The sequence below is a fragment of the Enterobacter cloacae complex sp. 677-3DZ2D5B genome (assembly GCF_004136695.1).
GTDB classification, from domain to species: domain Bacteria; phylum Pseudomonadota; class Gammaproteobacteria; order Enterobacterales; family Enterobacteriaceae; genus Enterobacter; species Enterobacter hormaechei_C.
In genome coordinates this window covers 198612-224593 of record NZ_QFLS01000004.1, presented here as the reverse complement: position 1 = coordinate 224593, position 25982 = coordinate 198612, and the positions used below count along the sequence as shown (strand labels likewise).

General features: G+C 56.3%; 25 protein-coding genes and 1 other annotated feature. Of the genes, 16 read left to right on the top strand and 9 right to left on the bottom strand.

Features of this window, described 5'->3' with window-relative positions; all coding sequences use genetic code 11:
• Window positions 1–75: 75 nt before the first annotated feature.
• Together lplA and DD597_RS06795 are read right to left on the bottom strand one after the other, a co-directional pair.
• The gene (lplA, locus tag DD597_RS06800) at window positions 76–1092 is read right to left on the bottom strand and encodes a lipoate--protein ligase LplA (RefSeq protein WP_023324128.1); all 1017 of its coding nucleotides are present in this window, start codon (window positions 1090–1092) and stop codon (window positions 76–78) included.
• A 39-nt stretch (window positions 1093–1131) separates the two neighbouring features.
• Window positions 1132–1776 (bottom strand): YtjB family periplasmic protein, encoded by a 645-nt coding sequence (locus tag DD597_RS06795; RefSeq protein ID WP_022650374.1) that lies wholly within the window; start codon window positions 1774–1776, stop codon window positions 1132–1134.
• 117 nt (window positions 1777–1893) lie between these two features.
• On the opposite strand from DD597_RS06795, the gene serB reads away from it, so the two are divergent.
• From serB to nadR, 3 genes are read left to right on the top strand one after another with little or no spacing between them, the layout of a single operon-like run.
• Window positions 1894–2862, top strand: a complete 969-nt coding sequence (gene serB, locus DD597_RS06785; RefSeq protein ID WP_129256056.1) for a phosphoserine phosphatase — start codon at window positions 1894–1896, stop codon at window positions 2860–2862.
• Window positions 2863–2873: 11 nt separating this feature from the next.
• Window positions 2874–4259: a DNA repair protein RadA gene (radA, locus tag DD597_RS06780; RefSeq protein WP_003856523.1), complete on the top strand. Its 1386-nt coding sequence runs from the start codon at window positions 2874–2876 to the stop codon at window positions 4257–4259.
• Between the two features lie 35 nt (window positions 4260–4294).
• A complete protein-coding gene (gene nadR, locus DD597_RS06775; RefSeq protein WP_003856522.1) occupies window positions 4295–5527 on the top strand; it encodes a multifunctional transcriptional regulator/nicotinamide-nucleotide adenylyltransferase/ribosylnicotinamide kinase NadR in 1233 nt (410 codons plus the stop codon).
• A gap of 97 nt (window positions 5528–5624) precedes the next feature.
• On the opposite strand, the gene DD597_RS06770 is transcribed toward nadR, so the two are convergent.
• Window positions 5625–6626 (bottom strand): zinc-binding alcohol dehydrogenase family protein, encoded by a 1002-nt coding sequence (locus DD597_RS06770; RefSeq protein WP_022650375.1) that lies wholly within the window; start codon window positions 6624–6626, stop codon window positions 5625–5627.
• A 108-nt stretch (window positions 6627–6734) separates the two neighbouring features.
• Between DD597_RS06770 and DD597_RS06765 the strand changes: the two genes are divergently transcribed.
• Window positions 6735–7634 (top strand): LysR family transcriptional regulator, encoded by a 900-nt coding sequence (locus tag DD597_RS06765; protein ID WP_022650376.1) that lies wholly within the window; start codon window positions 6735–6737, stop codon window positions 7632–7634.
• 91 nt (window positions 7635–7725) lie between these two features.
• Here the strand turns inward: DD597_RS06765 and ettA are convergent, their stop codons facing one another.
• Complete coding sequence (gene ettA / locus DD597_RS06760) at window positions 7726–9393, bottom strand: energy-dependent translational throttle protein EttA (protein ID WP_003856515.1); 1668 nt, start codon at window positions 9391–9393, stop codon at window positions 7726–7728.
• A 226-nt stretch (window positions 9394–9619) separates the two neighbouring features.
• On the opposite strand from ettA, the gene sltY reads away from it, so the two are divergent.
• On the top strand, window positions 9620–11557 hold the full coding sequence (gene sltY / locus DD597_RS06755) for a murein transglycosylase (protein ID WP_003856513.1): 1938 nt from the start codon (window positions 9620–9622) through the stop codon (window positions 11555–11557).
• Window positions 11558–11612: 55 nt separating this feature from the next.
• Window positions 11613–11942, top strand: coding sequence for a trp operon repressor (trpR, locus tag DD597_RS06750; RefSeq protein ID WP_003856511.1), 330 nt, complete (start codon window positions 11613–11615; stop codon window positions 11940–11942).
• Window positions 11943–11969: 27 nt separating this feature from the next.
• Here trpR and yjjX read toward each other — a convergent pair whose 3' ends face one another.
• The gene (gene yjjX / locus DD597_RS06745) at window positions 11970–12485 is read right to left on the bottom strand and encodes an inosine/xanthosine triphosphatase (protein WP_022646994.1); all 516 of its coding nucleotides are present in this window, start codon (window positions 12483–12485) and stop codon (window positions 11970–11972) included.
• 48 nt (window positions 12486–12533) lie between these two features.
• Between yjjX and gpmB the strand changes: the two genes are divergently transcribed.
• Window positions 12534–13181, top strand: a complete 648-nt coding sequence (gpmB, locus tag DD597_RS06740; protein ID WP_006810187.1) for a 2,3-diphosphoglycerate-dependent phosphoglycerate mutase GpmB — start codon at window positions 12534–12536, stop codon at window positions 13179–13181.
• Here the strand turns inward: gpmB and robA are convergent.
• Window positions 13178–14047, bottom strand: a complete 870-nt coding sequence (gene robA, locus DD597_RS06735; RefSeq protein ID WP_003856504.1) for an MDR efflux pump AcrAB transcriptional activator RobA — start codon at window positions 14045–14047, stop codon at window positions 13178–13180. The genes gpmB and robA overlap by 4 nt on opposite strands.
• A gap of 215 nt (window positions 14048–14262) precedes the next feature.
• On the opposite strand from robA, the gene creA reads away from it, so the two are divergent.
• A complete protein-coding gene (creA, locus tag DD597_RS06730; protein ID WP_003856503.1) occupies window positions 14263–14733 on the top strand; it encodes a protein CreA in 471 nt (156 codons plus the stop codon).
• A gap of 49 nt (window positions 14734–14782) precedes the next feature.
• Here the strand turns inward: creA and arcA are convergent, their stop codons facing one another.
• Window positions 14783–15499, bottom strand: a complete 717-nt coding sequence (gene arcA, locus DD597_RS06725; protein WP_003856501.1) for a two-component system response regulator ArcA — start codon at window positions 15497–15499, stop codon at window positions 14783–14785.
• A 95-nt stretch (window positions 15500–15594) separates the two neighbouring features.
• On the opposite strand from arcA, the gene yjjY reads away from it, so the two are divergent.
• The 7 genes from yjjY to DD597_RS06690 all read left to right on the top strand — a co-directional run bounded on the left by yjjY (window position 15595) and on the right by DD597_RS06690 (window position 22393).
• Window positions 15595–15735, top strand: a complete 141-nt coding sequence (gene yjjY / locus DD597_RS06720) for a protein YjjY (RefSeq protein ID WP_001541509.1) — start codon at window positions 15595–15597, stop codon at window positions 15733–15735.
• A gap of 399 nt (window positions 15736–16134) precedes the next feature.
• Window positions 16135–16821, top strand: coding sequence for a tRNA/rRNA methyltransferase (locus DD597_RS06715; RefSeq protein WP_022650379.1), 687 nt, complete (start codon window positions 16135–16137; stop codon window positions 16819–16821).
• A 211-nt stretch (window positions 16822–17032) separates the two neighbouring features.
• Window positions 17033–17101 carry a thr operon leader peptide gene (gene thrL, locus DD597_RS06710; protein ID WP_015572623.1) on the top strand — a complete coding sequence of 23 codons (69 nt, stop codon included), beginning with the start codon at window positions 17033–17035 and terminating at the stop codon, window positions 17099–17101.
• Window positions 17040–17157: a sequence feature (Thr leader region), on the top strand. Its footprint overlaps the gene before it by 62 nt.
• 24 nt (window positions 17158–17181) lie before the next feature.
• Window positions 17182–19644, top strand: coding sequence for a bifunctional aspartate kinase/homoserine dehydrogenase I (gene thrA, locus DD597_RS06705; protein ID WP_003856494.1), 2463 nt, complete (start codon window positions 17182–17184; stop codon window positions 19642–19644).
• Window position 19645: 1 nt separating this feature from the next.
• Complete coding sequence (gene thrB, locus DD597_RS06700; protein WP_022650380.1) at window positions 19646–20575, top strand: homoserine kinase; 930 nt, start codon at window positions 19646–19648, stop codon at window positions 20573–20575.
• 3 nt (window positions 20576–20578) lie between these two features.
• On the top strand, window positions 20579–21865 hold the full coding sequence (gene thrC, locus DD597_RS06695; RefSeq protein ID WP_003856490.1) for a threonine synthase: 1287 nt from the start codon (window positions 20579–20581) through the stop codon (window positions 21863–21865).
• A 246-nt stretch (window positions 21866–22111) separates the two neighbouring features.
• Window positions 22112–22393, top strand: a complete 282-nt coding sequence (locus DD597_RS06690) for a DUF2502 domain-containing protein (protein ID WP_048241417.1) — start codon at window positions 22112–22114, stop codon at window positions 22391–22393.
• A 31-nt stretch (window positions 22394–22424) separates the two neighbouring features.
• Here DD597_RS06690 and yaaA read toward each other — a convergent pair whose 3' ends face one another.
• Together yaaA and DD597_RS06680 are read right to left on the bottom strand one after the other, a co-directional pair.
• On the bottom strand, window positions 22425–23198 hold the full coding sequence (gene yaaA / locus DD597_RS06685; protein WP_022650381.1) for a peroxide stress protein YaaA: 774 nt from the start codon (window positions 23196–23198) through the stop codon (window positions 22425–22427).
• A gap of 66 nt (window positions 23199–23264) precedes the next feature.
• A complete protein-coding gene (locus tag DD597_RS06680; RefSeq protein WP_129256034.1) occupies window positions 23265–24698 on the bottom strand; it encodes a sodium:alanine symporter family protein in 1434 nt (477 codons plus the stop codon).
• A gap of 262 nt (window positions 24699–24960) precedes the next feature.
• On the opposite strand from DD597_RS06680, the gene tal reads away from it, so the two are divergent.
• Complete coding sequence (gene tal / locus DD597_RS06675) at window positions 24961–25914, top strand: transaldolase (RefSeq protein ID WP_003856481.1); 954 nt, start codon at window positions 24961–24963, stop codon at window positions 25912–25914.
• Window positions 25915–25982: the final 68 nt, after the last annotated feature.

The window sequence follows — 25982 nt, the reverse complement described above, 5'->3', positions numbered from 1 at the left end:
TTCCCTGTTTATTTATATACATGTGTTAATTTTCAGGAATAAGGGAAGCGTATTCACTTCCCTTATGTGTTTTTATTAACGCACCGCGCCAGCGATCCATTGGGAGAGATCCCGTAGCTCCCGCTCGTGGTCCGGGAAATCCACCCACAGCGCTTCGCACGCCTGTTGCAGACTGTCTGCATGGTACAGACAGCCCTGTAAACGTGCGGCCAGCGCCTCCAGCGGTGCAGGATTGAGACTATCCGTAAAGACCTGCGTGCGGGTAATATGGCCCTTCTCCACGTCAAAGTGCAGCTCCACTCCGCCCCAGGTAAACCGTTCGTCCAGCAGGTGTGAAAAGGCCGGTGCCTGGCCGAAGTTCCACTCCCAGCTGCTCTGGCGCGCAAAGGTTTCCGCGAAGTTGGGCAGGTCCGGTGTTTTGTCAGGGGAGATCACTTCAGCTTCTACCCGCTCACCGTAATGTTCGAAGAAGGCTTCACGGATCGCATCGCAAATCTGCTCATGAGTAATCCCGGGCAGCAGTTCCACCAGATTCGCCACGCGCCCGCGCACGGAGGTAATACCCTTAGCCTGTAGCTTTTTCTTATCTGGATTAAGGTAGTTAGCCAGACGGCTCAGATCGGCATTCAGCAATAATGTGCCGTGGTGGAATCCCCGATCCATCGTTTCGCGATAGGCAGAGCCGGATACCTTGCGGTCGCCATCGGGCGTTTTGACCACCAGATCGTTACGTCCCGAGGCTTCAGCCGTCACGCCGAGCGAATTGAGCGCATTAAGCACAATGGAGGTCGAGATGGTTTTGTCGTATTCCGGCTTGCCCGCCATAAAGGTAAAGCAGGTATTGCCCAGATCGTGGAATACCGCACCGCCGCCGCTGCTGCGGCGCGCCAGGCGGACGTTGTCCTCTTCCATACGGCGGGTGTTACACTCTTTCCACGGATTTTGCGCGCGGCCAATAACGACCGTATCAGCGTTGCGCCAGAGAAACAGGACGCGCTGGGTGGCAGGCATCTGGCGGAAGATGCACTCTTCTACCGCCAGGTTAAACCAGGGATCGTAAGAGTCAGAGATTAGCAGGCGTAACGTCGACATGGCAGAGTTCCTTTTCCGAATCATCCGCCTACTTTATCACTATTCTTTCTTCTCGCTCTCTTCCTCTTCGGGAACCGACTTGCTGGCGGTTAACAGGAACGGTGACTGCTGCCAGCGGGTGCGCTTGCCCTGGAGCAACGTACGTGCCAGTACCACGCCAATCGCCAGTGAGAGCAGCAGCATCAGGCGCAAAATATTGGTGGTGTTATCCACCTGTTTGGCTTCGGTTGGCAGGGTGTGGGTGTCGAGTGTCAGACGTAAATAGCCGAGCGGACCATTCTTGCCCTGAATGGGTTCGACGATTTGTTGGTTGAAATAACCACCGGCTTTTTTGCCGTCCAGCGCCAGCCTGTCGCGCACGTCGACATGCTCACCCGCGCGGGCAATCAGGTCGCCCTGTTCATCGTACACGCCCGCATCCAGAATGCGGCTGTTTTCCGTAAGCTGGCGCAATACCTGGGCTATTCGCTTATCATCCGGCGTTTCGGTGCGCATAGACGGCGCAACGTTGAGCGTCACCTGGTGCGCCAGCGTCCGGGCCAGCTCCTCAAACTGCGGGTTACGCTGTCGTTGGTGATTCTGGCTAAACCAGGATGCCCCCTGCATCAGCGCCACTAATAGTGCGAGACAGATCAGGACAATCACGGCGCGATGAAGCCGGAATTTCAGTTTTGCGCGAGCCATATTCCACCTGCTTAAAATTTACGGCTTAATGTTGCCAGAAGTGATGGTTACAGGGTAGCCTCATGCGTTATTTTCCCTCTGGAACCTTCCGGCGCGAACGAAATTACAGGAGCTTCAATGCCGAACATTACCTGGTGCGACCTGCCAACGGATGTCTCTTTATGGCCAGGATTGCCGCTCTCTTTAAGTGGCGATGAGGTGATGCCTCTCGATTACCACGCTGGCCGTAGCGGCTGGCTGCTGTACGGACGCGGCCTGGATAAGCAACGCCTCACCCAGTATCAAACCAAACTGGGCGCAGCGATGGTCATCGTTGCGGCCTGGTGTGTGGAAGATTATCAGGTCATTCGCCTGGCGGGTTCCCTGACGCAGCGCGCCACGCGTCTGGCGCACGACGCCGGGCTGGACGTTGCTCCCCTCGGCAAAATTCCGCACCTGAAAACGCCCGGCCTGCTGGTAATGGACATGGACTCCACCGCCATTCAGATCGAGTGTATTGACGAGATTGCTAAACTGGCGGGCAGCGGAGAGCTGGTGGCGGAAGTCACCGAGCGCGCGATGCGCGGCGAGCTGGATTTCACCGCCAGCCTGAGACAGCGCGTGGCGACCCTGAAGGGGGCCGATGCTAACATTTTGCGTCAGGTGCGCGATGAACTGCCCCTGATGCCTGGGCTTACGCAGCTGGTACTCAAGCTGGAGACGCTCGGCTGGAAAGTGGCGATTGCCTCCGGCGGGTTCACCTTCTTTGCCGACTACCTGCGTGACAAGCTGCGTCTGACCACCGTGGTGGCAAACGAGCTGGAGATCATGGACGGCAAACTCACCGGACAGGTCATCGGCCACATCGTGGATGCGCAGTACAAAGCCAATACGCTGACGCGTCTGGCAGAGAAATATGCCATCCCGGTCGAGCAGACCGTCGCCATCGGCGATGGCGCGAACGATCTGCCGATGATCAAAGTTGCCGGGCTGGGTATTGCCTACCATGCCAAACCGAAAGTGAATGAAAAGACGGAAGTCACTATCCGTCATGCTGATCTGATGGGGGTGTTCTGTATTCTCTCCGGCAGCATTAATCAAAAATAACGAGGTAAACCGTGGCGAAAGCTCCAAAACGCGCATTTGTCTGTAATGAATGTGGTGCGGATTATCCGCGCTGGCAGGGGCAATGCAGCGCCTGTCATGCCTGGAACACCATCACCGAAGTGCGTGGTGTGGCGGCTTCGCCGAGCGTGGCCCGCAATGAACGGCTGAGCGGCTATGCGGGCAATGCAGGCGTGTCGAAGGTACAAAAACTTTCGGATATCAGCCTTGAGGCGCTGCCGCGCTTCTCAACCGGATTCAAAGAATTTGACCGCGTGCTCGGCGGTGGCGTAGTGCCGGGCAGCGCTATACTCATCGGCGGTAACCCGGGCGCGGGTAAATCGACCCTGCTGCTGCAAACGCTCTGCAAGCTCGCCGAACAGATGAAAACCCTGTACGTCACGGGGGAAGAATCACTCCAGCAGGTGGCGATGCGCGCGCACCGCCTCGGCCTGCCGACCGGCAATCTGAATATGCTGTCGGAAACCAGCATCGAGCAGATCTGCATGATCGCCGAAGAAGAGCAGCCGAAGCTGATGGTGATCGACTCCATTCAGGTGATGCATATGGCTGACATTCAGTCGTCACCGGGAAGCGTGGCGCAGGTGCGTGAAACCGCGGCCTACCTGACGCGCTTTGCCAAAACGCGCGGCGTGGCGATTGTGATGGTTGGTCATGTGACCAAAGACGGCTCGCTGGCGGGACCGAAAGTGCTTGAACACTGTATCGACTGCTCGGTAATGCTCGATGGCGATGCGGATTCCCGTTTTCGTACCCTGCGCAGCCATAAAAACCGCTTCGGCGCGGTGAATGAACTTGGCGTGTTTGCCATGACCGAGCAGGGGCTTCGCGAAGTCAGCAACCCGTCGGCCATCTTCCTGAGCCGTGGCGACGAGATCACGTCCGGGAGTTCGGTGATGGTGCTGTGGGAAGGAACGCGTCCGCTGCTGGTTGAAATTCAGGCGCTGGTGGATCACTCAATGATGGGCAACCCGCGGCGCGTGGCGGTCGGTCTGGAACAGAACCGTCTGGCGATCCTGCTGGCGGTGCTGCACCGTCACGGCGGTCTGCAAATGGCGGATCAGGATGTGTTCGTCAATGTGGTTGGTGGGGTGAAGGTTACGGAAACCAGCGCGGACCTGGCGCTGCTGCTGGCAATGGTCTCCAGCCTGCGCGACAGACCGTTGCCGCAGGATCTGGTGGTATTTGGTGAGGTAGGGCTGGCCGGCGAGATCCGCCCGGTGCCGAGCGGTCAGGAGCGTATCTCCGAAGCGGCAAAACATGGCTTCCGCCGCGCGATTGTTCCGGCCGCCAACGTGCCGAAAAAAATTCCGGAAGGGATGCAGGTTTTTGGCGTTAAAAAACTCGCAGATGCGTTAAATGTCTTTGACGACTTATAATTACGTATTCGATTTTGCAGGAGGCACCGTAATTTATGTCATCATTTGACTACATCAAGACCGCTATCCGCCAGAAGGGCTGCACGTTGCAGCAGGTGGCGGACGCCAGCGGCATGACCAAGGGCTACCTGAGCCAACTGCTGAACGCCAAAATCAAAAGCCCCAGCGCGCAGAAGCTGGAAGCGCTGCACCGTTTTCTGGGGCTTGAATTTCCGCGGATGCAAAAGAACATTGGCGTGGTGTTCGGTAAGTTCTACCCGCTGCATACCGGGCATATCTATCTGATCCAGCGCGCCTGTAGCCAGGTCGACGAGCTGCATATCATCATGGGTTATGATGAAACCCGCGATCGCCAGCTGTTTGAAGACAGCGCCATGTCGCAGCAGCCCACCGTGCCGGACCGCCTGCGCTGGCTGCTTCAGACCTTTAAATATCAGAAAAATATTCGTATTCATGCCTTTAACGAAGAGGGCATGGAGCCGTATCCGCACGGCTGGGACGTGTGGAGCAACGGCATCAAAGCGTTTATGGAAGAGAAGGGCATTGCGCCTAACTGGATCTACACCTCTGAAGAGTCCGACGCGCCGCAGTTCCGCGAGCATCTGGGTATCGAGACGGTGCTGATCGATCCTAAACGCACCTTCATGAACATCAGCGGGGCGCAGATTCGCGAGAACCCGTTCCGTTACTGGGACTACATCCCGACCGAGGTGAAGCCGTTCTTCGTGCGTACGGTGGCGATCCTCGGCGGCGAGTCGAGCGGGAAATCGACGCTGGTCAATAAGCTGGCGAACATCTTCAACACCACCAGCGCGTGGGAGTATGGCCGCGATTATGTCTTTTCACACCTTGGCGGCGACGAGATGGCGTTGCAGTATTCCGACTACGATAAAATCGCGCTCGGTCATGCCCAGTACATTGATTTCGCGGTGAAATACGCCAATAAAGTCGCCTTTATTGATACCGATTTCGTCACCACGCAGGCGTTCTGCAAAAAGTACGAGGGGCGCGAGCACCCGTTTGTGCAGGCGCTGATTGACGAATACCGCTTTGACCTGGTGATCCTGCTGGAAAACAACACCCCATGGGTGGCCGACGGCATGCGCAGCCTGGGCAGCTCCGTGGACAGGCGTGAGTTCCAGACCATGCTGGTAGAGATGCTTAACGAGAACAACGTTGAGTTTGTCCATGTGGAAGAGTCGGACTACGACACCCGTTTCCTGCGCTGCGTCGAGCTGGTGAAGGAGATGATGGGGGAGCAGGGGTAAAAGATTTACCCCTCACCCTAACCCTCTCCCAAAGGGAGAGGGGACTTTAATCACCCTCTCCCTTTAGGAGAGGGCCAGGGTAAGGGAATCAGTCCAATCAATACTCAACCACCACCTTCCCACGCATATGCCCCTCCAGCACCTTGCGGTGCGCTTCGGTAATGCTTTCCACGCTTAGCCCGTGCAGCGTTTCGCTGAGCGAACTTTCCACTACGCCGTTATCCACCAGCTTCGCGACTTCGTCCAGGATCTCTCCCTGACGCGCCATATCCGCCGTCTGATACATGCTGCGGGTGTACATAAATTCCCAGTGCAGCGCGGCGGATTTGGACTTCAGCTTGTCCTGGTTCAGCGGATGTTCATTCTCAACGATGGAACAGATATGCCCCTGCGGTGCAATCAGGTCGCTGACCGCATCCCAGTGCCCGTCGGTGTCGTTGAGGATGAAAATGTAATCCACAAAGGTCAGCCCGTGCTTCGCCAGTTCGCCTTTCAGATCGCGGTAGTTCACCACCACATCTGCACCGCGATCGCGGCACCACCGGGCGGAATCTTCACGGGACGCCGTTGCGATCACCTTTACCTTGCTGTTGTGCTTCGCAAACGGGATCGCCAGCGATCCCACCCCGCCCGCGCCGCCAATAATCAGCAGCGTTTTATCTGCGTCGGCATCCTGAATCTTCAGCCGTTCAAACAGGCCTTCCCACGCGGTGAGCGCCGTCAGCGGCAGTGCAGCCGCGGCGGCCCAGTCAAGGCTTGCAGGCTTGTGCCCGACAATGCGCGCATCGATCAGCTGATGTGTGGTATTGCTGCCCGGTCGGGTGATATCCCCCGCGTACCACACTTCGTCACCCGGTTTGAATCCGGTGACGCCAGCCCCAACGGCTTTTACGATCCCGCTGGCATCCCACCCGAGAATGCGCGGCTCCTTCAGCCCGCTTTTAGCAATGCCTGCATGTACCTTGGTGTCCACCGGGTTTACGGAGACGGCTTTCACCTCCACCAGCAGATCGTGTTCGCCGGGCTGCGGCATCGGCGGGGTGATTTCAACGAAGGTGGAGGGATTTTCTGGGTTAACGGCAATGGCTTTCACTGACATGGTGTGCTCCTCAATGGCATTCGTTTTGTTGAGGCTAGTCTATTAAGTGGTCAGCCGCATGATAAGATGGACAATCCAGAACTCAGCGTTCGTACAGAGTGAACAATCATGTTTAAACAGCTTCAGGATATGGCACTGTTTGCGCTGGTGGCCGAGATGGGCAGCTTTACCGCGGCGGCGCAGAAGGCGGAACTGCCAAAATCCAGCGTCAGCCAGCGTATTAGCCAGCTGGAGCAGCAGGTGGGGATCCGTCTGTTGAATCGCACGACGCGCAGAATAAGCCTGACGTTTGCGGGCGAGCACTATCTGGTGCACTGTCGCGAGATGCTGGCGGCCAGCGAGCGCGCGGAGTATGCCATTCAGCGGCTGCGAGAAAACCCCAGCGGGCGGCTGCGGATCACCTGTCCGGCAGGAATTGGCGCGACGCTGCTGGCGCATATGAATGCCGAGTTCCAGCTTCGCTATCCGGACGTGTCACTGGATGTGTCGATCTCAGACGACGTGGTGGATCTGGTCGAGTCTGGCTTTGACGTGGCGCTGCGCACCGGCAAACCGCAGGATTCTTCCCTGATTGGCCGCATGATTGGGCACTGTCCGCGCTACATGCTGGCCTCGCCCGACTACCTGGCACGCCGGGAGCCGTTAATTCATCCCCGACAGCTGGTGGAGCATCGCTGCATTACGCACCGGGCATGGTCGGAGTGGCTTCTGCGAAGCGAGAATGAGGATTACCGCTACCTGCCGGATAACGCTCATATGACGGATAATCTGGTGTACGCCAGGGAATGCGCCATTGCCGGGGCGGGGATCACGCTGTTACCCGCATTCCTGCTGGAAGATAAGATCGAAAAGGGCGCGCTGGTGAAGGTGCTGTCGGCGTGGAGCGTTGAGGGAAACGATCTCTGGCTGGCCTACCCGAGCCGTAAGCTCAATTCGCCTGCGCTGATGAGCTATATCGACTTTGCGATGCAGTTTGATGAGGTGAAGCGGTATTACGTGGGCGGGTGATTTTGTGCGGCCTGATGCCCTCACCCTGGCCCTTTCCCATGGGGAGAGGGAACAAACATAAAAAACGGCAACCGAAGTTGCCGTTTTGCTTTTATTTCGCAATACGCTTGTACTTAATACGCTTCGGCTCCAGCGCGTCTGCGCCCAGCGTGCGTTTCTTGTACTCTTCGTATTCGGTGAAGTTACCTTCGAAGAACTCCACCTTACCTTCGTCCTGGTAGTCCAGGATGTGGGTCGCGATACGGTCCAGGAACCAGCGGTCGTGCGAGATAACCATCGCGCAGCCCGGGAACTCCAGCAGGGCGTTTTCCAGTGCGCGCAGGGTTTCGATGTCCAGGTCGTTGGTGGGTTCATCGAGCAGCAGAACGTTGCCGCCAACCTGGAGCAGTTTTGCCAGGTGCAGACGACCGCGCTCACCGCCGGACAGCTCGCCCACGCGTTTGCCCTGGTCGGTGCCCTTGAAGTTAAAGCGGCCAACATAGGCGCGGCTTGGCATCTCGGTGTTGCCGATACGCATGATATCCAGACCGCCGGAGACTTCTTCCCACACGGTTTTGCTGTTGTCCATCGCGTCGCGGAACTGGTCAACGGAGGCCAGCTTCACGGTCTCACCCAGGGTGATAGAGCCGCTGTCAGGCTGTTCCTGACCAGACATCATGCGGAACAGGGTGGATTTACCCGCGCCGTTCGGACCGATGATGCCGACGATAGCGCCTTTCGGAACGGAGAAGGTCAGATCGTCGATCAGCACGCGGTCGCCGTAGGACTTACGCAGGTTAGTCACTTCAACCACTTTATCCCCCAGACGAGCTCCAGGTGGAATAAACAGTTCGTTGGTTTCGTTACGTTTCTGGTATTCGGTGTTGTTCAGCTCTTCGAAGCGTGCCAGACGGGCTTTGCCCTTAGACTGACGGCCTTTCGCGCCCTGACGCACCCACTCCAGCTCTTTCTCAATAGACTTACGGCGGGCGGCTTCCTGAGACGCTTCCTGCGCCAGACGCTGGTCTTTCTGCTCCAGCCAGGAGGAGTAGTTGCCTTCCCACGGAATACCTTCGCCGCGGTCCAGCTCCAGGATCCAGCCCGCAACGTTGTCGAGGAAGTAACGGTCGTGGGTAATCGCTACCACGGTGCCTTCGAAGTCATGCAGGAAGCGCTCCAGCCACGCCACGGATTCGGCATCCAGGTGGTTGGTCGGTTCGTCGAGCAGCAGCATGTCTGGTTTTTCCAGCAGCAGGCGGCACAGCGCCACACGGCGGCGTTCACCACCGGACAGGTTTGCGATTTTCGCATCCCAGTCTGGCAGACGCAGGGCATCAGCCGCGCGCTCCAGCTGCACGTTCAGGTTGTGACCATCGTGCGCCTGGATAATTTCCTCATATTTGCCCTGCTGAGCGGCCAGTTTGTCGAAGTCCGCATCCGGCTCGGCGTATTTGGCATACACTTCATCCAGACCTTTCAGGGCGTTAACCACCTCGGATACCGCTTCTTCAACGGATTCACGCACGGTGTGCTCCGGGTTCAGCTGAGGTTCCTGCGGCAGGTAGCCGATCTTAATGCCAGGCTGCGGACGGGCTTCACCTTCGATGTCTGTATCGATGCCGGCCATGATGCGCAGCAGGGTGGACTTACCGGCACCGTTGAGACCCAGAACACCGATTTTTGCGCCCGGGAAGAAGCTCAGCGAGATATTTTTAAGAATATGACGTTTCGGCGGGACAACTTTGCCGACACGATGCATGGTATAAACGAATTGAGCCACGTTGGACTTCGCCTCTTTTATCGTGATGAGAATGAATTTCAGCCTCGAAGTGTAGCCTTTTTCACGCCCTAATCCCAGCCAGGAACGTCGGGAGTGTTAAAACGCGCAAGAAAGGTAAAAAAGTGTCCATGACGTGGCGCGTTGTGGGATGCCTGGTTAGCATAAGTTGATGTAACTTTGACGTGGCAAGACGCTGCAACTGACGAAAAACAATGAGGAAGAGCTTGTGGAAAAAGCCAAACGGGTGGTCTGGCGTCTGCTGGCTGCCAGCGTATGCGTAATGGCGGTAAGCCAGGCGGTGCATGCCGATTCACTGGACGAACAACGTAGCCGCTATGCCCAGATTAAGCAGGCATGGGACAACAGGCAGATGGATACCGTGCAGGCGCTGATGCCGACGCTGAAGGATTATCCGCTGTATCCGTATCTGGAGTATCGCCAGATCACGGACGATCTCATGAATCAACCGACCGTCACCGTGAATAACTTCATTCAGGCGAACCCGACCCTGCCGCCTGCGCGCACCCTGAAGTCCCGGTTCGTGAACGAGCTTGCCCGTCGCGAAGACTGGCGCGGCCTGCTGGCCTTCAGCCCGGACAAGCCGGGCGCGACGGAAGCGCAGTGTAATTACTATTACGCGAAATGGGCTACCGGCCAGCAGGAAGAAGCGTGGGCCGGCGCAAAAGAGCTGTGGCTGACGGGCAAAAGTCAGCCCAACGCCTGCGATCCGCTTTTCAGCGCCTGGCGCGCGTCGGGGCAGCAGGATCCGCTCTCCTACCTCGAACGCATCCGCCTGGCTATGAAGGCCGGGAACACGCGGCTGGTCACCGTGCTGGCGGGGCAAATGCCGGCGGATTATCAGACCATTGCTTCTGCCGTTATCGGCCTGGCAAACGATCCGAACACCGTCCTGACGTTTGCGCGTACCACCGGCGCGACCGATTTTACCCGCCAGATGGCGGCGGTGGCCTTTGCCAGCGTGGCGCGTGATGATGTGGAAAACGCCAGGCTGATGATCCCGCAGCTGGTGCAGGCCCAGCAGCTTAATGACGATCAAACTCAGGAGCTGCGCGATATCGTGGCATGGCGACTGATGGGAACAGATGTCACCGACGAACAGGCGCGCTGGCGTGATGATGCGGTGATGCGTTCAAACTCTGTCTCGCTGGTGGAGCGTCGCGTGCGCATGGCGCTGGGAACGGGCGATCGTCGTGGCCTCAATACCTGGCTGGCGCGTCTGCCGATGGATGCCAAAGAGAAAGATGAATGGCGTTACTGGCAGGCAGACCTGCTGCTGGAACGTGGTCGTGACGATGAAGCCAAAGAGATCCTCCACTCCCTGATGCAGCAGCGCGGATTCTACCCGATGGCGGCGGCGCAGCGTCTGGGCGAGGAGTACACCCTGAAGATCGACAAAGCGCCAGCCAACGCGAACCCGGCGCTGACGCAGGGGCCGGAAATGGCGCGCGTGCGCGAGCTGATGTACTGGAATCTGGATAATACCGCGCGCAGCGAATGGGCGAATCTGGTCACCAGCCGTACCACTGAAGAGAAAGCGCAGCTTGCCCGCTATGCGTTTGATAATCGCTGGTGGGATCTGAGCGTGCAGGCGACGATCGCCGGCAAACTCTGGGATCATCTCGAAGAGCGTTTCCCGCTGGCTTATAAGGATCTGTTCGATCGCTACACCAGCGGCAAAGATATTCCGCAAAGCTACGCGATGGCCATTGCCCGTCAGGAGAGCGCCTGGAACCCGAAAGTGCGTTCACCAGTGGGTGCCAGCGGCCTGATGCAGATTATGCCGGGCACCGCGACGCACACGGTGAAGATGTTTAATATTCCAGGCTACAGCAGCCCGTCCCAGCTGCTGGATCCGGAGACCAACATCAACATCGGTACCAGCTACTTGCAGTACGTCTATCAGCAGTTCGGTAATAACCGTATCTTCGCGTCAGCGGCGTACAACGCCGGGCCAGGCCGCGTGCGGACATGGCTTGGTAACAGCGCAGGGCGTATCGACGCCGTGGCGTTTGTCGAGAGCATTCCGTTCTCGGAAACGCGCGGCTATGTGAAGAACGTGCTGGCCTATGACGCCTACTATCGCTACTTCATGGGGCAGAAAGATACCCTGATGAGCGATGCCGAGTGGCAGAGACGTTACTGATCGGCGCGGGTTGTGTTATGCTGTACTCGCTAATGAGTACAAGAGGCAGCATAACATGACCCAGCATTCCCCGTATTCCTCGGCCATGGCCGAACAGCGTCATCAGGAGTGGCTTCGTTTTGTGGAGTTGCTCCGCCAGTCTTACGACAAAGATCTGCATTTACCGTTGCTACAGCTGATGCTGACGCCCGATGAACGCGAAGCGCTGGGCACGCGGGTACGCATTATTGAGGAACTGCTGCGCGGCGAAATGAGCCAGCGCGAGCTGAAAAACGAGCTGGGCGCGGGCATCGCGACCATTACCCGTGGTTCAAACAGCCTGAAGTCGGCGCCGGTTGAACTGCGTCAGTGGCTGGAAGCGGTATTGCTGAAAAACGCCGGATGACGGCTTCGCCTTATCCGGCCTACAGACTTAACGATAAATCGCGTTATGGAACGGACTTAACGCCAGAATAACGGCCTGGTGGTAAACGCTCGAACGGGTGAGCTTGCCCGCGGTAAAGACGCCAATCGCTCCCTCTTTACGACCAATCTCATCAATGCCGGTATAGTGCGACATTACCGGCCCCAGCGCCTCACCCGCGCGGACTTTCTCCAGTATGACCTCCGGCAGCGGCAGCGTGGCAGAACGCGCTTCGCCGCGCTGCTCGCGGCTTTCGATGACAACCCAGCTGAAGGTCGCTCCTTCGTCGATACCAGCTTCAATCGCGACCCAGAAGTCAGCGTCTGGCGCGGCGGCTTTTGCATTCGCCACGCGATTTCGTGCGCCAGCGCGTGTTTCCTCGCTGCCAAACGGCTGTTCCGGCACACCGCTCTCGACGCCGACGGCGTCAATATGGCAGGATCCTTCGCCAAAGATCTCTTCAAATGCCCTTAGAATTGCCTGAATTTTGGCAGGATTGGTGGTAGCAGAGACAACATGGTGCATAATTAAGCTCGATTTAAAAAATTCATCGCAGTATAACGGAAAAAAAGCATGTTACAGGTATACCTTGTTCGCCACGGTGAAACGCAGTGGAACGCCGAGCGACGTATTCAAGGCCAGTCAGACAGTCCTCTCACCGACAAAGGTGTGCAGCAAGCGTGGCAGGTGGCGGAGCGTGCCAGAACGCTGGGCATCACTCACGTCATCTCCAGTGATTTAGGCCGCACACAGCAGACGGCACGCATCATCGCCGATGCCTGTGGCTGCGACGTGACCCTCGAACCGCGTCTGCGCGAGCTGGATATGGGCGTGCTGGAAAAACGTCCTATCGATACGCTGACGGAAACCGAAGAAGGCTGGCGCCGCACGCTGGTGAACGGCACTGAAGATGGTCGCATCCCTGAGGGTGAATCCATGCAGGAGCTGAGCGTGCGCATGCATGCCGCGCTGGCCGAGTGCCTGAAACTCCCGGCAGGTAGCCGACCGCTGCTGGTGAGCCACGGTATCGCGCTGGGTTGTCTGGTGAGCACCATTCTGGGACTGCCGGCTTACGCCGAACGCCGTTTGCGTCTGCGCAACTGTTCCATTTCCCGTATCGACTATCAGGAAAGTGCCTGGCTGGCATCGGGGTGGGTGGTTGAGATGGCAGGGGACATTTCGCATCTTGATGCCCCTGCACTGGACGAATTGCAGCGTTAACGACGTACCGGAATCAGGAATTCCATACGCAGATTGATAGGGCCTTCTTCCGGTTTAGCATCTTGCGCCGGATAGTAGCGCTCAATGTCCTGACCTTTACGGCGATTCAGATTCAGCATCGGCATGCAGGTCCCGTAAACGGTCAGGATGAACTCCTGAACGCCCGTTCCTAAACCTTCGTATGAGAACATCACATACTCGCCGCCTTCCAGCACGACAGGCTTCGAGCCATGAATGTAACCGTTCGCCATATCAGGCGTCAGCGCCGTGGTATAGAACACCTCCTGCTCGTCATCTTTTTCCTGGCTTGGATGCGTTTCGTTCAAACCATACAGAATCGGCGGGATCGCCGGAGCATGGCTTAAAAATTCGCGCCAGAACTGAACGCGCATCTGATGGCGGAACTCGGAGATCTGCTCAAGGGAACAGGAGTAGCTCTGCGTGGTGCCGACCAGGTGCGTTTCTGGCAGGGTGATGATTTCATATTTTGGCATCGCAAACTCGCCCAGACGCAGCGGCGGACGCATACCAAAGGAGCTCCAGTCCGGCGAGCGGCGATAAAGCGCTGGCGTTAACGAGAACTGCTTTTTAAAGGCGCGGGTGAAAGTTTGCTGTGAATCGAAACGATATTGCAGGGCAATATCAAGGATTGGTCGCGCGGTCAGGCGCAACGCAACAGCAGACTTTGATAAACGACGTGCGCGAATATAGGCACCGATAGCATGACCGGTGACATCCTTGAACATCCTTTGCAGATGCCACTTGGAATAGCCTGCTTTTGCCGCCACATTATCCAGTGACAATGGCTGGTCGAGATGACCTTCCAGCCAGGTGAGCAGGTCGCGAATAATTCCAGCCTGATCCATATACTATCCTCATCCTTAAAACTGCCGCAGGTGCCTGTTTACAGGTTAGCGGATAATAGCATTTTTTGACGTTTTAGCATTCAGTGTTTTTTTTGCGCATAAATGCTTTTTATGGTGATTTATGTGCGGATATATTCTAATCCTGTGATCTTGCTACATTTTTATCTAACCTGTTGAATAATCGCTCAGCGTAATTTTTTATGAATGGTAACAATATGAAATACAAGGTTTTAGTCTTTGCAGCACTGGCGCTGATGGCAGGGCGCGTGGCGCAGGCGGAGCAAATTGGCTCCGTGGATACCGTGTTTAAAATGTTTGGGCCGGACCACAAAATTGTGGTGGAGGCGTTTGACGATCCGGACGTTAAAAACGTCACCTGCTATGTCAGCCGGGCGAAGACCGGCGGGATTAAAGGCGGCCTGGGGCTGGCTGAAGACACGTCTGACGCGGCCATCTCCTGCCAGCAGGTTGGACCGGTGGAATTGAGTGACAAAATTAAAAACGGCAAAGCGCAGGGCGACGTTGTATTCCAGAAACGGACCTCGCTGGTGTTCAAAAAGCTACAGGTGGTCCGTTTTTATGATGCGAAGCGTAACACCCTGGCTTATCTGGCCTACTCGGACAAAGTCGTGGAAGGCTCACCGAAAAACGCGATTAGCGCGGTGCCGATTATGCCGTGGCATTAATAAAAAAAAACGGCGCAAATGCGCCGTTCTTTACTGCGTGATGTGAGGATTACTCCTGGAGGTCACCGCAGAAACGATAGCCTTCACCATGGATCGTGGCGATGATTTCCGGCGTATCAGGCGTAGATTCGAAATGTTTACGAATACGACGGATGGTTACGTCAACGGTACGATCGTGTGGCTTCAACTCACGACCGGTCATTTTCTTCAGCAGTTCTGCACGAGACTGAATCTTGCCCGGGTTCTCGCAGAAGTGCAGCATCGCGCGGAATTCACTGCGCGGCAGTTTGTACTGCTCACCGTTCGGGCTAATCAGCGAACGGCTGTTGATATCAAGTTCCCAGCCGTTGAATTTGTAGCTGTCGACGCTACGACGCTCTTCACTGACCGTACCCAGATTCATGGTGCGGGACAGCAGGTTGCGTGCACGAATGGTTAACTCGCGAGGGTTGAACGGCTTGGTGATGTAGTCATCCGCGCCGATTTCCAGACCAAGAATTTTATCAACCTCGTTGTCACGGCCTGTCAGGAACATCAACGCGACGTTCGCCTGTTCACGCAGTTCGCGCGCCAGAAGAAGCCCGTTTTTGCCCGGCAGGTTGATATCCATAATCACCAGGTTGATATCATTTTCAGAAAGGATCTGATGCATCTCTGCGCCATCGGTCGCTTCAAAGACATCGTAGCCTTCTGCTTCGAAAATGCTCTTTAACGTGTTGCGTGTTACCAACTCGTCTTCAACGATAAGAATGTGCGGGGTCTGCATGTTTGCTACCTAAATTGCCAACTAAATCGAAACAGGAAGTACAAAAGTCCCTGACCTGCCTGATGCATGTCGCAAATTAACATGATCGGCTTAACGTGACTAAAGTACGTAATTGCGTTCTTGATGCACTTTCCATCAACGTCAACAACATCATTAGCTTGGTCGTGGGTACTTTCCCTTTGGACCCGACAGTGTCAAAAACGGCTGTCATCCTAACCATTTTAACAGCAACATAACAGGCTAAGTGACACCGGACACCCAATAAAACTACGCTTCGTTGACATATATCAAGTTCAATTGTAGCACGTTAACAGTTTGATGAAATCATCGTAGCTGAATGCTAGCCTTTGTCACAATTTTTCAATAAACCAACTAGTTGCGGACATTGATTGATAAACGGTACGAATCCAATCAGAAAAGAGTATTCATATGGTCATTATCATTACAAAACATAAGGATAATGGTCTTCTGTTAACATTCTAACTGATTGTTCAGCCACAAAATAGTTTAGCTTTTTTTAATTGTTATGAAACGCTATTTCGGTGATTTGTGTTGCAAAAATGTAAATTCGTGCTGCGTAATATGTTGAACTGAATCACATTTTTACCTGCTAACTGATTAAAAAGAGAGCGTAAATGCATCTGTCGATTGTGCTGGTGGCACCAGCAAGAGCTGAAAATATTGGCGCTGCGGCGCGTGCCATGAAGACTATGGGTTTTACCGATTTGCGTATTGTGGACAGCACGGCGCATCTGGAGCCTGCTGCGCGCTGGGTGGCGCACGGTTCGGGTGATATTCTCGATAATATAACCACTTACGCTACGCTCGCCGACGCACTCCACGATATTTCGTTTACCGTCGCGACGACCGCGCGCAGCCGGGCGAAGTTTCACTATTACGCCACGCCTGCTGAACTGGTGCCGATGCTGGAAGAGAAAAGCCAGTGGCTGGAGAAAGCCGCGCTGGTGTTTGGGCGAGAAGATTCCGGGCTGACTAACGAAGAGCTGGCGCTGGCTGACGTGCTGACGGGCGCGCCGATGGTGGCGGATTATCCGTCACTCAATCTGGGGCAGGCGGTGATGGTCTATTGCTATCAATTAGCATCCTTAATACAAATTTCTCAGCCACCGGTGACAGTTTCGGATGAAAACCAGCTGGCGGCACTGCGTGTTCGTGCAGATAAGCTTCTTGCGCAGTTGGGCGTCGCTGACGATCAAAAAATGGTGGAGTGGTTACAGCAGCGCCTGGGGCGTCTTGAACAGCGCGACACGGCAATGCTGCACCGATTGCTTCATGATATTGAAAAAAAATTAGCGGAGTAAAATAGTGCCATAGGTTTTTATTATGGCCGATCCTGCTGATGTCTGGGGTTGCAACTGGGGTATTCCGATGAAAATAAATCTGCGCGCAGCGGGACGTGAGAATGTCCCGAATTGTGATCGAATTAAAAATTCATTGACTTAAGGGGCTCGATCCTTTAACCCTAAAAGAATAGAGCACAGACAGATAATAATGACAGAGTACACAACATCCATGAAACGCATCAGCATCACCACCATTACTACAACCATCATCATTACCACAGGTAACGATGCGGGCTGACGCGTACAGGAAAAACAGAAAAAAGCCCGCACCTGAACAGTGCGGGCTTTTTTTTCGGCTAAAGGAAATGAGGTAGAACCATGCGAGTGTTGAAGTTCGGCGGTACGTCAGTGGCAAATGCAGAACGTTTTCTGCGTGTTGCCGATATCCTGGAAAGCAACGCCAGGCAGGGGCAGGTTGCCACCGTGCTCTCTGCCCCGGCCAAAATCACGAACCACCTGGTGGCGATGATTGAAAAAACCATCGGTGGTCAGGATGCACTGCCGAATATCAGCGACGCCGAGCGTATCTTCGCCGATCTGCTTCAGGGGCTGGCCGACGCCCAGCCTGGTTTCCCGCTGGCGCAGCTGAAAAGCACCGTTGAACTTGAATTTGCCCAGATTAAACACGTTCTTCACGGTATCAGCCTGCTTGGCCAGTGCCCGGACAGCATCAACGCGGCGCTGATTTGCCGGGGTGAAAAACTCTCTATCGCCATCATGGCAGGCGTGCTGGAAGCGCGCGGTCACCACGTGACGGTCATCGATCCGGTTGAAAAACTGCTGGCTGTGGGCCACTACCTTGAATCCACCGTCGACATTGCCGAGTCGACACGCCGTATTGCGGCGAGCAAAATCCCGTCTGACCATATGATCCTGATGGCAGGCTTTACCGCCGGTAACGAGAAGGGCGAACTGGTGGTGCTGGGGCGTAACGGCTCTGACTACTCCGCTGCGGTGCTGGCGGCCTGTTTACGCGCAGACTGTTGTGAGATCTGGACTGATGTCGACGGCGTTTATACCTGCGATCCGCGCCAGGTGCCGGATGCCAGGCTGCTGAAGTCGATGTCGTACCAGGAAGCGATGGAGCTTTCCTACTTCGGCGCTAAAGTTCTTCACCCGCGTACCATCTCCCCGATTGCCCAGTTCCAGATCCCTTGCCTGATTAAGAATACCGGTAATCCGCAGGCGCCGGGTACGCTGATTGGCGCCAGCGCGGATGAAGATGACCTGCCGGTGAAAGGCATTTCTAACCTCAATAACATGGCGATGTTCAGCGTCTCCGGCCCGGGGATGAAGGGCATGGTCGGCATGGCGGCACGCGTCTTTGCCGCTATGTCCCGCAACGGGATCTCCGTGGTGCTGATCACGCAGTCTTCTTCCGAATACAGCATCAGCTTCTGCGTTCCGCAGGGCGATTGCCTGCGCGCCCGTCGCGCGCTGGAAGAAGAGTTCTATCTGGAGCTGAAAGAAGAGCTGCTGGAGCCGCTTTCCATTCAGGAGCGTCTGGCGATTATCTCGGTGGTCGGCGACGGTATGCGCACCCTGCGCGGTATCTCCGCCAAATTCTTTGCCGCGCTGGCGCGGGCCAATATCAATATCGTGGCTATTGCCCAGGGCTCATCCGAGCGTTCCATTTCCGTTGTCGTGGATAACGATGACGCCACTACCGGCGTGCGCGTGGTGCATCAGATGCTGTTCAACACCGACCAGGTGATTGAGCTGTTCCTGGTGGGCGTCGGCGGCGTCGGCGGCGCGCTGCTGGAGCAGGTAAAGCGTCAGCAGGAGTGGCTTAAGAAGAAACATATCGATCTGCGCGTCTGCGGCATTGCGAACTCGAAAGCGTTGCTGACTAACGTCCACGGTCTGAACCTGGAAAACTGGCAGGCGGAGCTGGAAGAGGCGAAAGAGCCGTTTAACCTGGGCCGCCTGATCCGCCTGGTGAAAGAATATCACCTGCTTAACCCGGTGATCGTTGACTGTACCTCCAGCCAGGCGGTGGCCGATCAGTACGCGGATTTCCTGCGCGAAGGTTTCCACGTGGTGACGCCGAACAAAAAGGCCAACACCTCGTCGATGGATTACTATCACCAGCTGCGTCTGGCGGCGAGTAAGTCGCGCCGCAAGTTTCTGTATGACACCAACGTGGGCGCGGGCCTGCCGGTCATCGAGAACCTGCAAAACCTGCTGAACGCGGGCGACGAACTACAGCGTTTCTCCGGCATCCTCTCCGGCTCCCTGTCGTTTATCTTCGGCAAGCTGGACGAAGGGATGAGCCTGTCGGAAGCCACCCGCGCCGCGCGCGAGCTGGGCTACACCGAGCCGGATCCGCGCGACGACCTCTCCGGTATGGACGTGGCGCGTAAGCTGCTGATCCTGGTGCGCGAGACCGGCCGCGAGCTGGAGCTTTCGGATATCGTGATTGAGCCAGTGCTGCCAGCAGAATTTGATGACAGCGGTGACGTCAGCGCCTTTATGGCGAATTTACCTCAGCTTGACGATGCCTTTGCCGCACGCGTTGCGAAAGCCCGTGATGAAGGTAAGGTATTGCGCTATGTTGGCAACATTGAAGAAGACGGCGTCTGCCGGGTGAAGATTGCCGAAGTGGATGGCAACGATCCGCTGTACAAGGTGAAAAACGGCGAGAACGCTCTGGCGTTCTACAGCCATTATTATCAGCCACTGCCGCTGGTGCTTCGCGGCTATGGCGCAGGGAATGATGTGACGGCGGCAGGCGTGTTTGCCGATCTGCTGCGTACCCTGTCATGGAAGTTAGGAGTTTAAGATGGTTAAAGTATATGCCCCGGCTTCCAGCGCCAATATGAGCGTCGGATTTGACGTGCTGGGCGCGGCGGTAACGCCAGTGGACGGTTCGCTGCTGGGCGATACGGTTACGGTTGAGGCGGCAGAGCGCTTCAGCCTGAATAACATCGGCCGTTTCGCCAGTAAGCTGCCGTCTGAACCGCGCGAGAATATTGTTTATCAGTGCTGGGAACGCTTCTGTCAGGAGATTGGCAAAAACGTGCCGGTCGCCATGACGCTGGAAAAGAGCATGCCGATTGGTTCGGGGCTGGGCTCGAGCGCCTGCTCGGTGGTCGCCGCGCTGGTGGCGATGAATGAGCACTGCGGCAAGCCGCTGAACAACAGCCGTCTGCTGGCGCTGATGGGCGAGCTGGAAGGGCGCATCTCCGGCAGCATTCATTATGATAACGTGGCGCCGTGCTTCCTTGGCGGCATGCAGCTGATGATTGAAGAAAATGGCATCATCAGCCAGCAGGTGCCAGGGTTTGATGAGTGGCTGTGGGTGCTGGCCTATCCGGGCATTAAAGTGTCTACCGCCGAAGCGCGTGCGATCCTGCCGGCGCAGTATCGTCGTCAGGACTGTATCGCCCACGGGCGTCATCTGGCGGGCTTTATTCATGCCTGCTACACCCGACAGCCGCAGCTGGCGGCGAAACTGATGAAAGACGTTATTGCCGAGCCGTATCGCACGAAGCTGCTGCCGGGCTTTAACGAAGCGCGACAGGCATCCATGGATATCGGCGCACAGGCGTGCGGCATCTCCGGCTCCGGCCCGACGCTGTTCGCCTTATGCGACAAGCCAGACACCGCGCAGCGCGTGGCGGACTGGCTCTCTAAACACTACCTGCAAAATCAGGAAGGCTTTGTTCATATTTGCCGTCTGGACACGGCTGGCGCACGAGTACTGGGATAACGAATGAAACTCTACAACCTTAAAGATCATAACGAGCAGGTCAGCTTTGCGCAGGCGGTAACGCAGGGGCTGGGCAAAAATCAGGGGCTGTTCTTCCCCCACGACCTGCCGGAATTTCAGCTGACCGAAATCGATGAACTGCTGAAGCAGGACTTTGTCACCCGCAGCACCAAAATTCTGTCTGCGTTTATCGGCGACGAAATCCCACAGGAGCTGCTGGAAGAGCGCGTGCGTGCGGCGTTTGCTTTCCCGGCGCCGGTGAAGCAGGTGGAGCCTGACGTTGGCTGTCTGGAGCTGTTCCACGGCCCGACGCTGGCGTTCAAAGATTTCGGCGGTCGTTTTATGGCGCAGATGCTGACCCACATCAGCGGCGACAAACCGGTGACCATTCTGACCGCGACTTCAGGCGATACCGGTGCGGCGGTGGCCCATGCGTTCTACGGCCTGAAAAACGTCCGCGTGGTGATCCTCTATCCGAAAGGCAAAATCAGCCCGCTTCAGGAAAAACTGTTCTGCACCCTTGGGGGCAACATTGAAACCGTGGCGATCGACGGCGATTTCGATGCCTGTCAGGCGCTGGTGAAGCAAGCCTTCGATGACGAAGAGCTGAAGGCGGCGCTGGGGCTGAACTCTGCCAACTCCATCAACATCAGCCGTCTGCTGGCGCAGATCTGCTACTACTTCGAAGCGGTGGCGCAGTTGCCGCAGGACGCGCGCAATCAGCTGGTGGTTTCCGTGCCAAGCGGGAACTTCGGCGACCTGACGGCAGGCCTGCTGGCGAAATCACTCGGCCTGCCGGTGAAGCGCTTTATCGCCGCCACCAACGCCAACGACACCGTGCCGCGTTTCCTGAAGGACGGAAAATGGGCGCCGAACGCGACTCAGGCCACGCTCTCCAATGCGATGGATGTGTCACAGCCTAACAACTGGCCGCGTGTGGAAGAGCTGTTCCGCCGTAAGGTCTGGCGTCTGGGCGATCTGGGTTACGCAGCGGTGACGGACGAAACCACGAAAGCCACCATGCGCGAGCTGAAAGCGGTGGGCTATACCTCTGAGCCGCATGCGGCGATTGCCTATCGTGCCCTGCGCGATCAGCTTCAACCGGGTGAGTATGGCCTGTTCCTCGGCACCGCCCATCCGGCCAAGTTCAAAGAGAGTGTGGAAGCGATCCTGGGGGAAACGCTGCCGCTGCCAAAAGAGCTGGCCGAGCGTGCCGACCTGCCGCTGCTGTCTCATGAGCTGCCCGCAGACTTTGCCGCGCTGCGTAAGCTGATGATGACCCGAGCGTAAGTTTGTTGCCCGGTGGCGGCTACGCCTTACCGGGCCTACAACGGCTCAGAACGTAGGCCGGGTAAGCGCAGCGCCACCCGGCTTTTTTATGGAGAAATTAAGGAGAAAAACAGCAGGAAAAAAGCAGAAATTCCCAATAAATGCTGTCACTTAGCGTTTAGGATTGCAGAGAATAACATCCCCCGTTCCCATCACGTACTCTCCTTACATCGGCCCACGTTGGGCAAGAAGAATAAGGAGTCACCTATGTCTACACTGAAACCTGCACTTATCGCGCTTTCACTGATGCTGGTCGCTCCGATGGCGGTGCAGGCAGCTGAAATCACCCTCGTGCCCGCGGTAAAACTGCAAATTGGCGATCGGGATAATAACGGGCACTACTGGGATGGCGGCCGCTGGCGCGACCATGACTGGTGGAAAGCGCACTATGACTGGCGCGATAACCACTGGCGTCCGCACGATGAACATCGCGATCGTGACGATCAACACCGTCATGACGATCGTCGCCCGGACCGGAAGCACCATTAACACAAACCCCGCCAGCTGGCGGGGTTGTCTTTTATTGCTCGTGACGCTTAAACACCAGCTCGTTTTTTCCTGACGATGCCTCGTCGAAGAAATACCCTTCACTGTTAAAGCCGGTGAGCTGCTCTGGCTTCGTCAGGCGGTTTTGAATGATGAAGCGGCTCATCAGACCGCGCGCTTTTTTGGCGTAGAAGCTGATTACTTTAAATTTGCCGTTTTTCTCGTCGAGGAATACCGGCTTGATAATGTCCGCATCCAGCTTTTTCGGTTTCACCGATTTGAAGTACTCATCGGAGGCCAGGTTGATCACCACGTTGTCCCCCTGGGCTTGCAGCGCCGCGTTAAGCTTGTCGGTAATGACATCGCCCCAGAACTGGTACAGATCTTTACCTTTAGCGTTTTCCAGGCGGATACCCATCTCCAGACGATACGGCTGCATCAGATCCAGCGGGCGCAGCACCCCGTACAGGCCGGATAACATGCGCAGATGCTGCTGGGCAAAATCGAAATCGGCTTCGCTAAACGTTTCTGCTTGCAGGCCAGTGTAGACGTCACCTTTGAAGGCCAACAGCGCCTGGCGGGCGTTGGCGGGCGTGAAGTCAGGCTGCCACTCATGAAAACGGGTGGCGTTCAGGTCGGCGAGTTTATCGCTGATGCTCATCAGCGAAGCGATTTGCGGAGCCGAAAGCTTACGCGCCTCGTGGATCAACTGTTGCGAGTAGTCCAGCAATTCCGGCTGGGTATAACGCTCAGTGGCGAGCGGGCTCTGGTAGTCGAGCGTTTTGGCAGGTGAAATCAGAATCAGCATATCCAGTCCTTGCAGGAAATTTAGAGCGACTTTAACAAAAAATCGCCCTGAATTGATCGATAGCTGTTATTGCCGCGGCAAATCATCCCAGGTGCCAGGGGCAATTTGTGACTCGATTTCGGGATAGCGTGAGGCGTCAAAGACGGGCTGTACGCCGAGCTTGCGCTGACGCAGATAATCGCGCGCGATCAGCGCCACAACCGGTGAAAGCAGCAAAATGGCCGTCAGGTTCGTGATGGCCATCAGCGCCATAATGACGTCCGCTATTTGCCAGACCAACGGCATGCTGAGCAGGGAGCCGACGAAAACCATTCCCAGCACACCCGCGCGAAGGACGTTGCGGGTCAGACGCGAATTGACTTTCAGGAAGATAAGGTTGTTTTCGGCATAGATATAGTTCACCGCAATGGAACTAAAGGCAAAAAGTCCCACGACAAGTGCGACAAGGCCCGCGCCCCAGCCGCCGACGAGGGAGACCAGCGCCTGTTGTACCCAATGAATGCCTGCCGTACTACCGGACGGTTGCTCAGCGGCACCGGCCAGCAGCATGATCATCGCGCTGGCGGAGCAGATAACAATGGTGTCTGTGAAGACGCCAATCATCTGTACAATGCCCTGCGCGGCGGGATGCGGGGGCCAGGATGCGGCCGCTGCGGCGGCATTCGGCGTGGAGCCCATTCCCGCTTCGTTGGAGAACATACCCCGCTGAAAACCCGCAGTGAGAGCCTGGCTAAGGGTGTAACCCAACGCGCCTGAAGCCGCTTCGCGCCAGCCGAACGCGCTTTGGAAAATGGTGACGATGACGTTCGGCACCTCGTCAATATGTATCGCGCATACCATCACGCTGGTGGACACCCACAGCAGCGCCATCAGCGGAACCAGCCACTGCATCAGGCGGGCAACCCCTTTGAGCCTGGTCACAATGGTCAGCAGGGTGAGAAGGGCAAGCGCGCCGCCCGTCAGCCACTCCGGACAATTAAAGGCAAAGCGCAGCGCGTGGGCGACGGAATTTGCCTGAACGGTATTGAAAATAAGGCCATAGGCAATCAGCAAAAAGATCGAGAACAGAACGCCCATCCAGCGCATTCCCAACCCGCGAGCCATATACCAGGCGGGACCGCCGCGAAACTGACCTTTGCCGTCTTTTTCTTTGTAGAGTTGCGCAAGCGAGCATTCAGCAAAGGAGGTGGCCATACCGATAATCGCCGTCACCCACATCCAGAATACCGCGCCCGGACCGCCCGCGCCGATCGCCAGCGCGACACCGGCCAGGTTACCGCTGCCGACGCGCGCGGCAAGGCTAGTACAGAGCGCCTGAAACGATGTCAGGCCGCCCGGCTGTGGGGTGACGCTGTTTTTCAGACTTCTGCCAAATTTGCGGATATAGCGAAACTGAATCAGCCCGCTGCGCCACGTAAACCAGATACCTGCTCCAGAAAGCAGGTATATCATGATCGAACCCCAGAGGACTTCGTTAATAAAGAAAAAGAAATCAGGCACTAACGTCCCTCTTGTTGATGCCAAAGTGAATATGTAAGCGCTACCACTGAGTGTGCATGCTGTTACTTAGCAGCCTGTTAACATTCTGAGTTTATCATACTCTGCCTAAGCGCACTGTCTGCGGTTGCGCTGCCTCTCACTCGTGTTATCATCAGGGCAGACCGGTTACATCCCCCTAACAAGTAAACCTGTCATTTTTCCGCTGCTGGCAAGCTGTCGGTAGTGTGAATTATCCAGGGCACGTTAAAAGAGAAACACTATCATGACGGATAAATTGACCTCCCTTCGTCAGTTCACCACTGTCGTCGCTGACACCGGAGATATTGCGGCAATGAAGCTGTACCAGCCGCAGGATGCCACAACCAACCCTTCTCTGATCCTTAACGCCGCGCAGATCCCTGAGTATCGCAAACTGATCGACGAGGCGGTGACCTGGGCAAAAGCACAGAGCAATGACCGCGCGCAGCAGGTTGTGGATGCCACTGACAAACTGGCAGTGAACATCGGTCTGGAAATCCTGAAGCTCGTTCCTGGCCGTATCTCTACCGAAGTTGATGCTCGCCTGTCCTACGACACCGAAGCCTCTATCGCCAAAGCAAAACGCCTGATCAAACTGTACAACGATGCGGGCATCAGCAACGACCGTATCCTGATCAAACTGGCCTCTACCTGGCAGGGCATCCGCGCTGCTGAGCAGCTGGAAAAAGAAGGGATCAACTGTAACCTGACTCTGCTGTTCTCCTTCGCGCAGGCGCGTGCATGTGCCGAAGCTGGCGTATACCTGATTTCTCCGTTCGTGGGCCGTATTCTGGACTGGTACAAAGCCAACACCGACAAGAAAGAGTACGCGGCGTCTGAAGATCCAGGCGTGATTTCTGTGACTGAAATCTACGAATACTACAAACAGCACGGCTATGAGACCGTTGTTATGGGCGCAAGCTTCCGTAACGTCGGCGAAATCATCGAGCTGGCTGGCTGTGACCGCCTGACCATCGCCCCTGCGCTGCTGAAAGAGCTGGCAGAAAGCGAAGGTGCTATCGAGCGTAAACTGTCTTACACCGGCGAAGTGAAAGCGCGTCCTGAGCGCATCACCGAGTCCGAGTTCCTGTGGCAGCACAACCAGGATCCAATGGCCGTAGATAAACTGGCGGACGGTATCCGTAAGTTTGCTATCGACCAGGAAAAACTGGAAAAAATGATCGGCGACCTGCTGTAATCATCCTGCGTGACCGGGTTCCCGGTCACGCGTCTTTCCCCCGCCTCTGTCTGAATTTTCTCTCTGCG

Excerpts from the sequence above, each read along its gene's own strand:
- yjjX (WP_022646994.1), bottom strand. The coding sequence starts at position 12,485 with ATGCACCATGTTGTCTCTGCTACCACCAATCCTGCCAAAATTCAGGCA.
- tal (WP_003856481.1), top strand. The coding sequence starts at position 24,961 with ATGACGGATAAATTGACCTCCCTTCGTCAGTTCACCACTGTCGTCGCT.
- gpmB (WP_006810187.1), top strand. The coding sequence starts at position 12,534 with ATGTTACAGGTATACCTTGTTCGCCACGGTGAAACGCAGTGGAACGCC.
- DD597_RS06770 (WP_022650375.1), bottom strand. The coding sequence starts at position 6,626 with ATGTCAGTGAAAGCCATTGCCGTTAACCCAGAAAATCCCTCCACCTTC.
- robA (WP_003856504.1), bottom strand. The coding sequence starts at position 14,047 with ATGGATCAGGCTGGAATTATTCGCGACCTGCTCACCTGGCTGGAAGGT.
- thrC (WP_003856490.1), top strand. The coding sequence starts at position 20,579 with ATGAAACTCTACAACCTTAAAGATCATAACGAGCAGGTCAGCTTTGCG.
- nadR (WP_003856522.1), top strand. The coding sequence starts at position 4,295 with ATGTCATCATTTGACTACATCAAGACCGCTATCCGCCAGAAGGGCTGC.
- yaaA (WP_022650381.1), bottom strand. The coding sequence starts at position 23,198 with ATGCTGATTCTGATTTCACCTGCCAAAACGCTCGACTACCAGAGCCCG.
- DD597_RS06795 (WP_022650374.1), bottom strand. The coding sequence starts at position 1,776 with ATGGCTCGCGCAAAACTGAAATTCCGGCTTCATCGCGCCGTGATTGTC.
- creA (WP_003856503.1), top strand. The coding sequence starts at position 14,263 with ATGAAATACAAGGTTTTAGTCTTTGCAGCACTGGCGCTGATGGCAGGG.
- serB (WP_129256056.1), top strand. The coding sequence starts at position 1,894 with ATGCCGAACATTACCTGGTGCGACCTGCCAACGGATGTCTCTTTATGG.
- DD597_RS06765 (WP_022650376.1), top strand. The coding sequence starts at position 6,735 with ATGTTTAAACAGCTTCAGGATATGGCACTGTTTGCGCTGGTGGCCGAG.
- arcA (WP_003856501.1), bottom strand. The coding sequence starts at position 15,499 with ATGCAGACCCCGCACATTCTTATCGTTGAAGACGAGTTGGTAACACGC.
- DD597_RS06690 (WP_048241417.1), top strand. The coding sequence starts at position 22,112 with ATGTCTACACTGAAACCTGCACTTATCGCGCTTTCACTGATGCTGGTC.
- DD597_RS06715 (WP_022650379.1), top strand. The coding sequence starts at position 16,135 with ATGCATCTGTCGATTGTGCTGGTGGCACCAGCAAGAGCTGAAAATATT.
- lplA (WP_023324128.1), bottom strand. The coding sequence starts at position 1,092 with ATGTCGACGTTACGCCTGCTAATCTCTGACTCTTACGATCCCTGGTTT.
- trpR (WP_003856511.1), top strand. The coding sequence starts at position 11,613 with ATGACCCAGCATTCCCCGTATTCCTCGGCCATGGCCGAACAGCGTCAT.
- thrB (WP_022650380.1), top strand. The coding sequence starts at position 19,646 with ATGGTTAAAGTATATGCCCCGGCTTCCAGCGCCAATATGAGCGTCGGA.
- thrA (WP_003856494.1), top strand. The coding sequence starts at position 17,182 with ATGCGAGTGTTGAAGTTCGGCGGTACGTCAGTGGCAAATGCAGAACGT.